9 protein-coding genes are annotated in these 15592 nt (G+C 62.0%); 5 read left to right on the top strand and 4 right to left on the bottom strand.

Features of this window, described 5'->3' with window-relative positions:
• Positions 1 to 293: 293 nt before the first annotated feature.
• Positions 294 to 6968: a thrombospondin type 3 repeat-containing protein gene (locus HS101_12415; GenBank protein MBE7507067.1), complete on the bottom strand. Its 6675-nt coding sequence runs from the start codon at positions 6966 to 6968 to the stop codon at positions 294 to 296.
• 989 nt (positions 6969 to 7957) lie between these two features.
• Between HS101_12415 and HS101_12410 the strand changes: the two genes are divergently transcribed.
• From HS101_12410 to HS101_12400, 3 genes are all read left to right on the top strand, one after another.
• Entirely contained in the window at positions 7958 to 9181 is a 1224-nt protein-coding gene (locus HS101_12410; GenBank protein ID MBE7507066.1) for a hypothetical protein, read from the top strand.
• Positions 9182 to 9420: 239 nt separating this feature from the next.
• Positions 9421 to 9816 (top strand): hypothetical protein, encoded by a 396-nt coding sequence (locus HS101_12405; GenBank protein ID MBE7507065.1) that lies wholly within the window; start codon positions 9421 to 9423, stop codon positions 9814 to 9816.
• A gap of 181 nt (positions 9817 to 9997) precedes the next feature.
• Positions 9998 to 10939 carry a hypothetical protein gene (locus HS101_12400; GenBank protein ID MBE7507064.1) on the top strand — a complete coding sequence of 314 codons (942 nt, stop codon included), beginning with the start codon at positions 9998 to 10000 and terminating at the stop codon, positions 10937 to 10939.
• Positions 10940 to 10974: 35 nt separating this feature from the next.
• Here HS101_12400 and HS101_12395 read toward each other — a convergent pair whose 3' ends face one another.
• Both HS101_12395 and HS101_12390 read right to left on the bottom strand, forming a co-directional pair.
• Positions 10975 to 11889 (bottom strand): Fpg/Nei family DNA glycosylase, encoded by a 915-nt coding sequence (locus HS101_12395; GenBank protein ID MBE7507063.1) that lies wholly within the window; start codon positions 11887 to 11889, stop codon positions 10975 to 10977.
• Positions 11890 to 12089: 200 nt separating this feature from the next.
• Entirely contained in the window at positions 12090 to 12347 is a 258-nt protein-coding gene (locus tag HS101_12390; GenBank protein MBE7507062.1) for a hypothetical protein, read from the bottom strand.
• A gap of 198 nt (positions 12348 to 12545) precedes the next feature.
• Between HS101_12390 and HS101_12385 the strand changes: the two genes are divergently transcribed.
• Entirely contained in the window at positions 12546 to 13340 is a 795-nt protein-coding gene (locus HS101_12385) for a HAMP domain-containing histidine kinase (GenBank protein ID MBE7507061.1), read from the top strand.
• Positions 13341 to 13816: 476 nt separating this feature from the next.
• Here HS101_12385 and HS101_12380 read toward each other — a convergent pair whose 3' ends face one another.
• A complete protein-coding gene (locus HS101_12380; protein ID MBE7507060.1) occupies positions 13817 to 14293 on the bottom strand; it encodes a hypothetical protein in 477 nt (158 codons plus the stop codon).
• Between the two features lie 846 nt (positions 14294 to 15139).
• Here HS101_12380 and HS101_12375 point away from each other — a divergent pair.
• Positions 15140 to 15556 (top strand): hypothetical protein, encoded by a 417-nt coding sequence (locus HS101_12375; GenBank protein ID MBE7507059.1) that lies wholly within the window; start codon positions 15140 to 15142, stop codon positions 15554 to 15556.
• Positions 15557 to 15592: the final 36 nt, after the last annotated feature.

Raw genomic sequence — 15592 nt, 5'->3', positions numbered from 1 at the left:
TGACCGTGACCGGCGGGAGTAGGACGAGGTCGTATCCGGCGGAGGCAACGCCGGGCGTAGCGAGCAGGAACGCCGCGAGAAAGACCGGCAGTAATCTGCGGGCTGCTTTTCGCGACGATGCTGCAATGACTGAGAGGATGGAAGGAATCGCTGGCATAATCTTTCGCTCCCTGAAACGACGGCGCCGTGCGAGGCGTGGGCCGTTACCAGATCCCCCCAGATCCAGAACACAAGTCAGCGCCGTGGATCGCGAGGGTATCGCGATCCACGGCACCGGAAAAACCACTTCGAGTCTATCGACCGAGCGCCGGCCGGGCCTTCACACCTGAGATCATTCCGACCGCCTTCATGCGGTTGGACAGGTCGTGAGTCAGACCGTGCGACGATTCGAAGATTCGAACGTCATGATGATCGAACGTTCCGTCGCGGTTGTAGTCCACCACGGCGGCGATTTCGGGCTTCAACTGAGACACCGGCAGCGATACCCGCAGTTCAGCCGGAGTTCCACGTCCACCGGCGGCCACGCCGTTGAGGGCGGGCGGCTGGCAGTTGCAGAAGGTCGGCTGGATCGGGAAGCCGGTCACGATGTTAGTGAAGAAGGCCAGGTCCTCGTTTCCGACGAAGCCGCTGAGGCTGAAGTCGGCATCGCGAGTGGCACCGTCGTACGGACAGCCGCCATCGGCAGCCGGCAGGTTGAAGGTGAAGAGGAAGAACGTCAGGTCGTTGATGTCAACGTCGCTGTCGTTATCCGTATCACCGCCGATGAGGACCAGGTTCGAGCTGGTCACAAACTCGTTACCCACGGCCATCAGGGCCTGGGTATCCCACTGCGTGTGCTGCTCGTCCTTGGCACAGATCGCGATGTATTCACCGCAGGGCACTTCAATGACGCCCACGCCGGTGGCGGGGTTGCCGGTGAAGTTGACCGTTACGCTGATCGGATCGATGCAGCCGGCCGGCGTCTTGGGCACGAACTTGATGCAGCGCGTCTTGCCCGCTCCGGCGTTAACGCCGTTGAGGACCACCGTCGCGCTGATCTGGTTCGTACCGCTGACGACGACGTCGTAGGTGCAGGTCGCCGTGTTACCGCAGAGGTCGGTGGCCGTGCAGGTCACCGTGGTGGTTCCGACCTGGAAGACACCACTCTGAGTATCACAGGAGACATCGACGCCGCCAAAGCCGCGGTCAATCTCGCCATTCGGACAGTTGTCGAAGGCGAAGAGTTCCGGCAGCTCGACAAACGCCTCACATATGCCGGGATCGGCAACGACCTCGATCGGCTCGGCCGGGCAGTTGTCAAACTGCGGCGGCACGGTGTCGGTCACATTGCCGGTGGCAACGCAGAAGTTCGAATTGCCGCAGCAATCCGACGCGGTGATAGTGATCTCCAGCGGGGCCGGGCACTCCAGTATCTCACAGACGTACACGAAGCCGCTGACGTGATACAGAGTCGAATCCTTCGGGTCCTGTTCGACGCAGAACCACGGGTCATCGATGTAGCCAAACGGCCCATCCGCCGAGACGCTGATCGCATCACAGAAGAATTGACCATCGCCGCCGGCCATCAGCTTTCCGTTGTTGCAGGAGTCGCAACCCTTGAGATCGATACAGAGGTCGCGAATCTCGGCGGAGAACTCAACTTCGGCACAGCATAGGTCGCCTCTGAGGAGGTCGAAAACCTCAGTGTCGTCGGCTATGCAGGACACGAACTGCGGCGGCGTGGCGTCGTTCAACGTGATCATCTGGGTGCACGTTGAGGTGTTGCCACACGCATCCGTCGCGGTCCAGGTGCGGATGATGAACGGATTGACCGGCTCGGTTCCACCGGCCAACGGATCGCCGCCACCGCCCATTTCCTCGCTGTCCTCGTAGGACACATCGGTGGCGTTGGAGCAACTGTCAAACACCTTGGGGAAGCCGGTGATCTTCGGATCGGGCAACTGACCGCAATCCAGGACGTAATCCGGCGGGCAGTCGATCTGAGGACCGGTTTCGTCGCTGACCGTGAGGTTCAGGATCAGCGGCTTGGCAGCCAGACCGCAGCAATCCTCGGCATGGATCTGGAGCTGGGCGGTGTATTCACACGCATTGAACGGGAGATTGACGAAAACCGCGCCCCAGATGGCCGAGCCATCCTCGGCCACGCCGTAGTCGTCAATGATGAGGTTCATGTCGAGCGACTGGGCGCTGACCGTCTTGGGCTCCACGCAGCAATCGGTGATGTTCGCGTGGAACTCGAAGTAGCCGACACACTGCTGATCGACGATCACCGGGGCAGGATCCTCGCCGGTGATGACCGGGGCAAGGGTGTTCTGCACGATGATGACCTGCTTGCAGGTGGCGGTGTTGTCGAAGGCGTCGCGGGCCTCGTAGATCCGGACGATGATCAACGGCGTATCACAGCCGTCGCCGGAACTGATGAACTCGTCGAGGAGGTTGATCTCGACGAAGCCGCAATCATCGGAAGCGGAGCCGCCAATCATTTCGAACTCTTCGAGATTCGTCGAGGGCGGAGGCACCTCGGCGTCGCATTCGACGAAGATCGTCTCCGGACACATGATGACCGGCCGGACGGTATCGACGAAGCAGAGCGTCTGGACGCAGGAGCTGGAATTGCCGCATGCATCCGTTGCCGTCCAGGTGCGGAAGACGCACGGCGGATCGGCCTGCTCTTCGTCGCTGTACTCGATCACGATCTCCTCCGGTTCGGAGCAGTTGTCCGTCGCGTTGGCCACGCCGGTGAGTGACGGATCGATGTCGGAGCCGCAGGGCAACTTCACGTTGTCCGCCGGGCATACGATCATCGGAGGCGTGCTGTCGGAGATGGTCGCGTCGAAGTTCTCCATCGCCGAATTGCCGCAGCAATCCGTCGCGGTGACGGTGACCCTGACATCGGCCGAGCAACCCACCAGGTCGAGGACCTCGACGGTGCCGGTGACGATCAGCGAACCCTTGCCCTGGTTGACGGAGAAGTCCACCAGGCCGAGGGTACCGCCCATTGCGGATGCGTCGACGCTGACCGAGTCGATCAAGTCGATGCAGCAGTTGTCGGTGACGCTGACGTAGAACTCCACCAGGCCGTCACAGGTCTCTCCGACGTTTCCATAGGCCTTGCCGGAAATGACCGGGGGCGTGGTGTCGGAAACGGTGATGGTCTGCGTGCAGCTTGCGGAGTTGCCGCAGGCGTCCTGGGCCGTCCAGGTTCGGACGATGAAGAGATCGCCCTCGCACTTGCCCGGCGTAACCTCATCGGAGTACTCGGGGAAGATCTTCGAAGAGCAATTGTCCTTCACGGACGGGAAACCGGTGTTTTGAGGATCGGTGGATTCGTCGCACTCTATTGAAGCATCCTTGGGACAGAAGATCTCCGGAGGCGTATCGTCACTGAGCGTGGCCGTCGCGGAGCAGCAACCGCCGCTTCGCGGGACGCCGGTGCAGAAGTTTCCGCAGCAATCGTAGGCGCCGACTTCGACACGGATGTCGGCCGAACAGCCTCCGGTGACCTGGTACACGACGCTACCGTCAATGCGGTACTCGTTCGGGCCCAGTTCCGTTGCCTTCCAGGTGGGCGAGCCGACCGGCGAGGCCGAACCGTCAGAGACGAACGTGTTGACGAAGATGCTCTTCAGGTCGAGACAGCAGTTGTCGCTGATCGTCGCCGAGAAGGTGACAACGCCTTCGCAGTTGGCATCGACGCTGCCGCCGTCGGCGGAGCACTCGGAGACAACCGGGGGCGTCGTATCAACAACCGTGATGGACTGCGAGCACTGGGCCGAATTGCCGCAGGAATCGGTCGCCGTCCAGATGCGGAAGATCGAGTACTCGGACTCGCACTTGCCCGGGAAGATTTCATCGTCGAAATCCAGGATCACTTCGCTGCAGGCATCGAAAGTCTTGGGCGTGCCGGTGACCTTGGGATCGGTGCTTTCGTCGCACTGAATCTGAATCGAGCTGGGGCAGTCAAGCTGCGGCGGGGTGTTGTCGAAGGTCAGCTCGCCGGTGGCGATGAGCGCCGTCGTAACCTGGGCACCCTGGAAGCTCAGCGTCGAAGGAAGTGCACCGCAACTGGTGAAGTCGATTCCCGGTGAAGGGGCGCTGCAATCAGCGACCTCGCTGATCGTGAAGCTGAGGATCGCCAGGAGGGCATCGCCTTCTCGCGGCGCGAGGCCGGGGCCCCACGGCTGCGTACAGGCATTCATGGGGTTCGGCGGAATCGCCACGCCGCCGGACAGACCCAGCAGGGCCGTGTTGGCCGTGCAGGAGCCGAGGGCGCTGGCAATGTTCGACGGAATGTGGACGAAGAACGGACCGACGCCGCAGGGCGGATCCACTGCGCCCTGGCACTCGGTGTAGCAGCTATCAACACCGTTAAAGGTCAAGTTGACGCTGTCGTACGAAAGGAAGGCTGAGAATCCGGTGACCGGATTGATCAGGTTTCTCATCCAGACTTCGACCTGAATCGTATCGCCCGGATCGCCGGCGCACCGCGGAACCTCGAGGCTCAGGGTGTTCGGAGGCGTCGGGTCGCAGGCATCGCCGATGCCGTCATGGTCCAGATCGATCTGATCCGGATTGAACACCATCGGGCAGTTGTCGTTGCAGTCGAGATGACCGTCGCCATCGCTGTCGATGTCCGGGCTGCCGCAACCGCAGATGCCGGGAGCGATCTTATCGGGATCCTCCGGGCAGCCGTCGCAGGCATCGCCCACGCCATCGCCGTCGGTGTCGGTCTGATCGGAATTGGCATCCATCGGGCAGTTGTCGCACTGATCGCCGACACCGTCCGAATCAGCGTCTTCCTGGAACGGGTTGGCCTTGTCGGGGCAGTTGTCCACGCAGTCAAGGATGCCGTCGGTATCGATGTCACCGACGTCGGGGACGCCGCAGCCACAGGTGCCGGGATCGGTCTTGTTCGGATCCATCGGGCAGCCGTCACAGGCGTCGCCGACACCATCCATGTCAACGTCGGCCTGATCGGGGTTGAAATCGTTCGGGCAGTTATCGCAGAGATCGCCGACACCGTCGGTGTCCGCATCTTCCTGGCCGGGGTTGGCATCCATCGGGCAGTTGTCAATGCAGTCGATATGACCGTCGGAATCGGTATCGCCGGTTTCGACGTTTCCGCAACCGCAGACGCCGGGATCGGTCTTGTTGGGATCTTCCGGACAGCCGTCGCAGGCATCGCCGACGCCGTCACTGTCGGTATCGAGTTGCTTGGGGTCGGCATCATTCGGACAAATGTCGCAGGCATCGCCGATGCCGTCGGAGTCCGCATCTTCCTGACCGGGATTGGCATCCATCGGGCAGTTGTCGCAGGCGTCGCCGACGCCGTCGGAATCGCCATCTGCCTGATCACTGTTGGAAGTATCAGGGCAGTTGTCGCAGACATCGCCGACGCCATCGGAGTCGGCATCTTCCTGACCGGGATTGGCAATCATCGGGCAGTTGTCGCAGACGTCGCCGACGCCGTCGGAGTCGCCGTCTTCCTGACCGGGGTTTGAATCGTTGATGCAGTTGTCGAAGCAATCCTGAATGCCGTCGCTGTCGGAGTCGGCGTTTTCATCGACGCCGCAACCGCAGTTTCCGGGCTCGGTCTTGTTGGGATCGAGCGGGCAGCCGTCGCAGGCGTCGCCAGTCCCGTCGCTGTCGGCGTCGTCTTGATTCGGATTGGCGTCGTTCGGGCAATTGTCGCAAACATCACCCACGCCGTCGGAGTCGGCATCTTCCTGGCCGGGATTGGCATCGTCCGGACAGTTGTCGCAGGCGTCGCCCACGCCGTCGGAATCGGTGTCTTCCTGGCCGGGGTTGGCATCATTCGGGCAGTTGTCTTCGTTGGCGCAGATGCCGTCGCTGTCGGCATCGTTCTCGGTGTCACCGGGGCAGGGATCGCAAACGTCGCCGAGGCCGTCTGAGTCGGCATCTTCCTGACCGGGATTAAAGATCGTCGGGCAATTGTCCACATCGCCGCAGATGCCGTCCGAGTCGGCATCGTTGTCCGGGTCATTCGGGCAGGCATCGCAGACATCGCCGATTCCGTCGGAGTCGGCATCTTCCTGACCGGGATTAAAGATCGTCGGGCAATTGTCCACGTCGCCGCAGATGCCGTCAGAATCGGCGTCGTTGTCCGAATCGTTCGGGCAGGCATCGCAGACATCGCCGATTCCGTCGGAGTCGGCGTCTTCCTGATTGGGATTGGCATCATTCGGGCAGTTGTCGCAGGTATCGCCGAGGCCGTCGCCGTCCGCGTCTTCCTGACCGCTGTTGGCGACGAAAGGACAATTATCGCAGGCGTCACCAATGCCGTCGGTATCGGAATCCGGCGGAATGCAGCACACGCGAGGAGAAGCGGTGTTGCGCGGCGCCGGCAGGGCGACCGTAAAGTCGGCCCCGTTGTTGTCGGTATCGACGCAGCCGGCGCCATTGCGAATGGCGGCGGTCGCGGCGGCCAGTGCGCCGGTGGCGCCAGCGCCTTCGAAACAGTTGGCGGTGCCGTAGCCGACGAAGTCGACGAGACCCGCCGTCATCGACGTGACCGGGCAGCCTGTCCCGAACGCGATCATCGTAGTCGTATTGAGGAGGGCGACCTTGCCACTGTTGGCGTTCATGCCGATGGCGCCCGAGACATCGGCGGTCGGCAGATTGGCGCCGATGGCGCCGCCTGCCTCGGCCACGAGGAAGTAGCCGCCCGCGGCGATGGAGCCTGACAGGTCGGTTTTCTGCCAACCGGTTCCGGCTGAGGACGTATACTGAACGGACCAGCCCGTCAGATCGACGGTGGTCGTTCCACGGTTGTGGAGTTCGATGAAGTCATTCTTGAAGGTAGCGCCGGTTCCGCCGCCTGCTCCATAGACCTGGCTGATGCGAATGTCGGGCGCACCGGCGAAAGTCTGCGACGTCACGGCTGCGACGCAGGTGAGCGCGGCGCAGATGGACACAATACAAGTTCTCAGTCTTCGCGAAAGCTTCATCTCTTCATCTCCTCGTAAATCATTCCCGAATCCGTGGGGGGCGCACATTGCGTGACGCCGCGAGCCTCCTGGTACAGAGTCCCCCAAAGACAGTTCGTTCAAAACAAGTAACTCCGTTGTGATGGCGCTCCCTTGCAGCGTTAAAACGAGAGTGGCGCGATGGCCGAACTCCCCCGACGAATTCACACAAACTTGCCGGCCACAGGCAAGAGTTGGATCGTTATAAACGACTTCCGTCCCGAATCTGCAATCAGCAGTATGCCATAAGGGCTCGTTCGGTTCAATCCCCCCCAGCCCGAATATGGCGCTTCGACCTCCCCCAATAGGAGGGGTGCGCGATTTTTTTGGGCTACGATAATCAATCCACGAAGAAGGCATTAAGAGCCTTCGCAACGGCGCAACGGCCATTCCCTTGACGATTCCAGGCGGGGCACGGTAGATTTCCGCCGGAAATATTTACCTCTGGAAACTTTTTCGCCAAGTCAGGTGTCAATTCCTATCATGTATATTTGGTAGACGCAACTCAGGTGGCCGGGCCCCGACTTTGCCGTCGAAGAGCGACGAGGCTGGATGTTGGTCCCAGGTGCATGCGATGGGGCGCCTTGTCGATGATACAAGATCGCGCGCACCATCATGAGCGGGCTTCCGGATTTTCGGGGTGGAGTAAAACGAAAAACGGGGTCCCCCAATGGCATTCGTATCGGACTGTTACGAGTACCATCGTGTCACGCGACGCGTCCACCACATTTGAAGATTCGTTGTCCCGGAGTCATCGTCGGCGGCGCAGCGCAGCGGGGTTGCCGGGTCGTAAAATGCTTGACGACCCGCCTCCAAGGAGCTAAGCTGATAATCAGTTATGCTTAGGAGTGCGAAGCGCAATTCCTCTCGCCATCGCTTCGTCATGGGGTTAAGGTACCGTTTCACGCCGCCGCTTTGGCGTCGTCTTATGTCTTGCGTATTCGCTCGCGCATTTTTTTGGAGGCTTTGTGATGGCCGGTATTGATCGTATTGCCAAAATGATGGGGGTTACTTTTGCCGTCGCAATGATGCTCGGCCTCGCGTCTCCTCAGGTCGTGCGCGCCGTTGACGTGGACATGGACGGCGTCGACAGCTCGATTGACTGCGACGACAACGACAACACGGTCGGCGCGCCGGAACTTCGCTACGCCGACGCCGATGGCGATGGATTCGGCGACCCGAGCGACTCGAGCATCGTCTGTCCGGGCGACCCGCTCTACAACGCGGACAACGACCTCGACTGCGACGACACCGATCCCAACTATCCCGACTTTATTCCCGTCGATATGGACATGGACGGCCTTGGCAACAGCAGCGACATCGACTTCGGCTGCCCGAATCAACCCGGCTTTGCTGATAATGCGGATGACTGTGATGACACCGACGCCTTGATCGGCGGCGTCGAGCCGCGATTTGCCGATGCCGACGGCGATGGATTCGGTGAGGGCGCGGCCGTGGATGCCTGCCCGAACGATCCGGCCTTTGCCGACGTCGGCGGCGACAACTGCCCGGCCGTTGCAAATCCCGGTCAGGAAGACGCGGACGGTGACGGTGTCGGCGACGCCTGCGACGGCTGCCCGAATGATCCCGGAAAGGTCGCTCCCGGTGTTTGCGGTTGCGGCGTGGCGGATACCGACAGTGACGGCGACGGCACTCTCGATTGCAACGACGGCTGCCCGGATGATGCCGCGAAGGTTGCCCCCGGCGATTGTGGCTGCGGCGTGGCCGACACCGACAGTGACGGCGACGGCACTCCCGATTGCAACGACGGCTGCCCCGATGATGCCGCGAAGGTTGCCCCCGGCGATTGCGGCTGCGGCGTGGCCGACACCGACAGTGACGGCGACGGCACGCCCGATTGCAACGACGGCTGCCCCGATGATGCCGCGAAGATCGCGGCCGGCGCCTGTGGCTGCGGCGTGGCCGATACCGACAGTGACGGCGACGGCACTCCCGATTGCAACGACGACTGCCCCGATGATCCCAACAAGATCGCGGCCGGCGATTGCGGCTGCGGCGTGGCCGACACGGATGCGAACGGCAACGGCGTGTCTGACTGTTTAGAGACGGAGCCGCCGCCCCAGACAACACCCGATTGTGGTGCGACGGGCGGCGCATGTGGCCCCGGCACGGCGATGATGGCCCCGCTGCTCTTCAGCGGGATCTTCGGCCTGCGACGCAGACGACGCCGCTAAACAACGACTCTCCAAGGCGTTTTAAGAACGCACAATCGACCCATCGCCCGACGAGCTTCATTGCTCGCCGGGCGATTTTTATTGGGTCGGAGCAATCGCCATCAACGCCGCGCGAATGACATCGCGAATCCGACGCCATCCTGGCGACGGGTGATTCTCGGTCGTTCGAGAAAATAGAAGCGCGACAAGTTCAGGGTCACTTCTCCGCGGGATAGAATGAGATAGCTCGGAGGGGGGCTATGTTCATCCATCGTTGCGCTTATCGCGCGGCCATTTCCGTGGCCATGCTGTTGCCCGCGGCCTGCGACGGGAGGCTCGATTTTGCGCAATACGGGCTTCCATTGGATCGCTTCGGCGTCAACGCCAGCCTGAGATCGGCCTGCGCGAATCTCGGAGGCGGGCAGTCGATGCCGGATGACGTGATCCTGGCACTGATCGATGAGGTCGATCGATTCCGTCAATCGGGTGTCGCGCGAAGCCAGATTCTCCAGGCCGAAATCCACGCATGCCTCGGCGGCTGTGAGCAGGCCTGCCATGCGAACCCCGCCCTGTGCTCGGGCAGCACACCGGTGAACTGCCTGCCCTACTGCGTCACCTGCATGGAGGCGATCGTCGATCAGGTGTACCAGCCCTAAGTTATCGATGCGCGGCGCTCCGTCTGATATTTCGCATTTCCATCGCAGCCCTCGGCCAGGCACACGTCCGCTATTGCCGCATACATCAAGCCGTCCCAGCGATCGCCCGATGGTCAGATCGGCGGGTCTGCGCGCTGTAGTCCGCCGTGATTGCCAGCAGACTGACGAGGAGTCGAGCGTCATGACAAATCCAGGATCACAAGACCGGCCGAGCGACGACTTCTCGGAGGTTAAAGAGCAATACAAAGAAGCCGAGGGCGCCCGGCAAGACTACGAGGCCAAGCGCGCGAAGCTGGTCGAGATGCAATACAAGTTGCAGGCCATGAAGCTTCAGGCGGCCGCGGCCGAGGAAGAGCTGCGAAGCCTCGAAAACTTCAGCATGACCGGGCTGCTCTCCAGTCTTCGCGGCGATCGGCAGGAGCGCACCGAAAGAGCTCGCGACCAGTTGCATCATCTTCAAACACAGTTCGACGCCGCGCTCGACGCGTTCACATCGCTCGAAGCGCAGGTGGCGGAATTGGAGAAACGCGTCGAAGCGGGCGACCAGGCGCGCATTCAATACGAGGCCGCCTTCGCCGCCAAACTTCGTCAGGCCGAGGTCGGCGCCGGCGAATCGGCGGACCGGCTGGGCGTCGTCTCCGCGGAACTCACGCAGCTCACCAGGCAGGCGGAGCTTCTTAAGAAGGCAGGCAAGGCGGGCGACGAGGCCCGGCGCGGTCTGCTCGAAGAGATCGAGACGCTCAGCACCATGGGCCGATGCCGCGTCGCCGAGGGCCACCGCGCCATCTCCATGCTCATGAATACGGCGCTCAAGGCGACCTACGACCAGTGCGCCGGTCGCGTCCGACAGGGATGTCGTCGATTCGCCACGCGCTATGCCGAGGCACTGGGGCCCGACGGAATTCGCGACGAGGACGGCACCCGGGAGATGCGCGAGACGCTGACGCGAATCGGCAATCAGTTCGACAGGAACTGGTTCTTCTCAACGGAGCAGTTTAACTCCAACGGCTTCGTGCTCATGATTCTTGAGAGTGCAAACATGCTCCTGGAGTGCAAGCAGAACGAGGCGACGGAGAAGATCGCACTGCTCAAGGAAGAGCGACGCAGCCTTGTGGAGGGTTGAGCCCCCCACTCATCCCGCATCCCGGTTACGGACAGTCACGTATTCGGTGGAGGACGATGCTCCTCCAGCGACTCGATCGATCGCGGCCAGTCATCCTTCAGCAGGCGCGAAAGCGATCGGTCCGCCAGAACCTTGCCCCCCACCTGACATCGGGCGCAGTAGTTCGTCTCATTCTCGGCATATCTGATGCGCTGGATCGCAGTGCCACAGACCGGGCACGGCAGTCCGTAGCGCCCATGCGCGGCGAAGTCGGGCCGAAACGCGGTGATGTCACCAGCCCCGGGAAAGCGACCGGCAAATTCCTGGCTAAGCGCGGCGGTCCATTCGGACAAAACGCGAATCGTCGCGGCATGCAGCGCGGCGATCTCGTCATCATTTAGTTTCTGCGTCCATTTGACCGGCGACAGGCGCGCCGCGTGGAGAATCTCGTCGGAGTAAGCGTTGCCGATGCCGGAAAAGAGCCGGGGATCGGTGAGTGCGCGCTTCAGCGTGTGGTTCTCGCGGCGCAATGCCCCGGCGAAGGCGTTCAAGTCAGCGGTCAGCGGTTCCAGGCCGCCGGGGTTGTGCGCGGAAAGGGCGGCGCGGCCCGCGACGAGGTGCAGGGCGGCGCGGCGTTTGGTGCCGGCTTCGGTGATGACCAGTCGGCCGTCGGGAAAATCGAACACGGCGAGGGCGATCTTGCCCGGGGGCTTGGCGTCAGAGGCGAGCCAGCGCAGGCGACCGGCGATCATGAGATGAATCACGAGGTGCAGATCGCCGTCGAGGCCCAGCACGATCCGCTTCCCCAGTCGCGACACGGCGATGACGGTTCGGCCATTGGCCGCTTCCAGGGGCGGGTCCACGGTTCGCAGGAGAAACGAGCTGAGCACGCGGACATTCACCAGCGGACGGCGGATGACGCGTTCACGCAACGCACCACAGTAGAGCTCGATGTCGGGCAGTTCAGGCATGGCGGGTGAAAAAGAAAACGCTCGGGTCGCGGGCAAAACTGGTGCAATTCCAGGACCGCCTCGCGACATTGATCTTCTAAGAGCATTTGCGATGGGGTCGGCGGTGTATTTGGCTCGGGACGGCTGCCGGCTCCATCGTTTTTTATTGCGCCGCGCTGTGCAAACATGCACAGCAGCCCGGCGACACCTATCCAAAAAGATCACCCTTTGGCGCGGACCAGTTCGTCCCGCAATTCAGGCGAGACGAAGTGCTCCTCAATCTGCGGCAGACGGGCCAGGGTCGTTAGTGTGCGGTCGTAGCGCGTCTCCAGATCGGCAAGCGTGTCCACGAAGAGGACGCCCTTGCCCTTGAGGACGCAGTAGCCCCCGCCCTCCCCACCGAGCGGCTCGCGGCGGATGGTCAGGCCGAGGCGTTCGGCGAGGCCGAGCAGTTGATCGAATCGGTCCTGCAAGTCCACCTCGGTCAACTCCTTTGGGCGACGCGGCGCAAGAATCGCCGAAGACTCTGTAGGTCGGCGCATCCTGACGGGCCTTCGCGATTTGTCAGGCGGATCACACGGCCAATGGGGCGATACGTTTCCAAGTCGTCCGATGTGATTGCCGATAACAGGCACGTACGCTTTCTAACAGCCAACATCGCGGATAAAGAACCTCGCATGAACCACGACGCCTCCACGAATGTCAATCTATCCGACGCCGAAGGCAACGTACAGCAGCACCTCGACAACCTCGATCATCAGATGGCGGCGCTTCAGCAGCAGGTGCAGCGGCTTCAGCGCCTCGCATCGCTCGGCACCGTCTCTTCGATGCTCGCCCACGAGTTCAACAATCTCCTGACGCCGATCATCAGCCACAGCCAGTTCGCCCTCACGCGCGGAGAGCCCGAGCTCATGCGCACCGCGCTGGAGAAGTCGCTCAAGAGCGGTCAGAAGATGGCCGTGCTTTGCTCGAAGATTCTCGGAATGGCGACGGACGACCGGACCGGGCCCTCGGTCCAGCCCATTCGCCCGATCATTCAGGAGGCGATCGAGTGCCTCGGCCGTGATCTGGAGAAGGACGGCATCTCGCTGGTTATCTCGGTGCCCGAAGAACTGCATGCCCGATTCAGCGCGGCGTCGCTTCAGCAGGTGTTCTTCAATCTTTGCCTCAACGCGCGGCAGGCGATGCTGGGGCGGACGGGCAGGCTGACGATCTCGGCGGAGCAGATCGGCGACCGCGTGGCGATTCGCGTGGCCGACAAGGGCAGCGGCATCCGCTCGGAACATCTGGGCAGCATCTTCCAGCCGTTCTTCAGCACGAAGCAGCACGAAGGCCGACTCGACCGCGGCGGCATCGGCCTGGGCCTGCACATCTGTCGACAACTCATGACGGAACAGAACGGAGAGATCAGCGTGGAAAGCCGCTTCGGCGAAGGGGCGACCTTTACGCTGACGCTGCCAAGCGGCGGGTAAACGTTTGCGTCGGATTTCCGCAGATTCCATCCATCCCGCGCCGGCACTGCACACCGCGCCGCGCGCCGCCGCCGCCGCCAATCGACGAGCCCCGGACTTCAGTCCGGGCGGTTCTCCACCAACCAGTTGTCCCCATCGCGGTTGACGGCATGCCCACGCTCAGGTTTGGAATTCGCCCGACACATTCCCCTGGGACTAAACATTCACGAGACAAGTCGCGCTTGGGCCTGGTCGTCGCCCTGCAAGGCGAACTCGGCTTTGGTATTCGGCCGGGAGGGCGCGCGCGGACTTGGCCTTCGCCCGGCAGGGCGCACGATGGTAGCCAGTGATTTCAATCACTGGACCATGACGCCCCCCTGTCACTCCCGTCCGGAGGACGGACGAAGTTGGATGACCAGAGCTCGTCCACCCTCCGGGTGGTGAGGAAGAAGAAGAGAATTGGATCGATGCCCGCTACCCAGTGGCTAATGCCACTGTCAACCATCGTTGGCCCTACGGGCCGTCGTCGTCCCGCACTCTGGACAAATTCCGCTTTGGTTGCCGGTCAGGTTGTAGCCGCAGGATTGGCAATGCCCGTCGGGGAATCCGCGTGGCACCTTCCACAAGGCGAACATCGAGCCTGCCGCAAGGATAACCACGGGCCAGCCAAACGGGATGAAAAGCGAGTCTGTTCCCGACCACGACGGCAATTTGAAGAAAAACTCCAGACGAATTTTCCACGGCAGCTTGGCTGTCATCGAGCGTTCGAATGTGATCCCTTGACCGACACGAGTGAGTTTCGGTGGGATATAGAGCCCTCCGGCAATGAACATGACGTTGTGGGTAGCCCCAAAATAGGTCAACGACCACTGGAACGATGCTGCACTCGCCAGGGTCAGCGCGAGGGCGCTCGCCAGGTTGAGCAACGCCAGCCCTCTTTTCAATCGCCGTCGTTTGTAGGGAAGTCCGGCCACGAGGGGGCATTCTAGGGCGACGCGGCTGCGCCGCCTATTGCCGTCCACTTCGGCTCGAACCGGTCGCATGGAGAACGCATTGCTGTGCGAATCAAGGCGCGGACACCGAGCAAGAATTGTTGAATGGAGTTCGATCCAATCAGGCTCGGCGGGATGGCGCGCGATGAAAAACCCATATCACTCTGTCCCTCGGTCAACGGGCCCTTCCGCGCCACGGGGCGCAGGCCGACCTTGCCGCTCCGCGCCTCGAGCCGCGGGCCACGTGTCTCAGGTCTTTTTCACCAAAAACCGCCTAAATCGTGCGCTGCCCCAACACATGCCCGACACGAGAGTTGCAAACGAAAAAAATCGGGTGTGTCACCTTATGTCACCTTCACCGATGGCCTTCTTGAGGATAAAAACGAGCGCAGCGGCGGCGAAATCTCATCGCCGCCCAAAGCCGCGGCCATGCCACCCGACCGCTCCCGCGCCGCGCCCACGCCAACTGACCGCTCTCGATCCGCGATCACCCGGCCCGGTGAAATTTCAACTGTGTCACCGTCATCTCATCAAAAACCGCCGAATTTTCAACTTGCCCCAACACGCGACCGCCACGCGAGTTGCAATCGCCCAAATCCGGCTGTGTCACCTTATGTCACCTTCGGCGATGGCCATCTGGAGGCCAAAAGGAGCGTCTTTCCCGCGAAATCGCATGACCGCCGGAGCCGGCAGGCAGGCCGCTGGACACATTGGCGGACGGTCAGGGCCCCATTTGGCCCGGACGATTCGTCTGGACTTTGGTTTGGCTGGGGGGTTAAGATATTGCGAAGAGCCGATCATACTTCCCTTTCACGGGGAACCGCTCGCATGAAAAGCCTCATTCTCATCCTGGTCGCTGCCGCGCTCTCGGTAGCCAGCGTCGCCGTCATAGCAGGGAATGACGACGCGGTCGCCGCGCAGTCACCGCAGACGGAAACGCTCTGGAAATGCCGCGCCTGCGGGCAGTCGATGCATCTGACCGCCGCGCGGGTCATGGAGCTTGCCAGGGGCCCGTACAACGGCGGCCGACCGATCGATTGTCCGGCGTGCGGCCGGTGCGAGGCTTTTCTGGCCCGGCAGTGCCGATCGTGCCAGGGGGCGTATCTCGGCTCTGAGGTGGAAGGTGGATCGCCTCGGTGCCCCGCCTGCGTGAAGCCGGGAACAAATATCGTGGAACCAAGACCTCTCGAGATTGATCCAAAGAAGGTGCCCGTGCCGAGCGAACCGCCGGCCAAGGTTATTTAAGCGCATCGCCGGGGTGGAGATTCCGGCAGCAAGGTC

The sequence above is a fragment of the Planctomycetia bacterium genome, from assembly GCA_015075745.1.
Classification (GTDB): domain Bacteria; phylum Planctomycetota; class Phycisphaerae; order UBA1845; family UTPLA1; genus UTPLA1.
The sequence above is the reverse complement of the archived record's forward strand: the minus strand, read 5'-3'. Positions and strand labels throughout refer to the sequence as shown.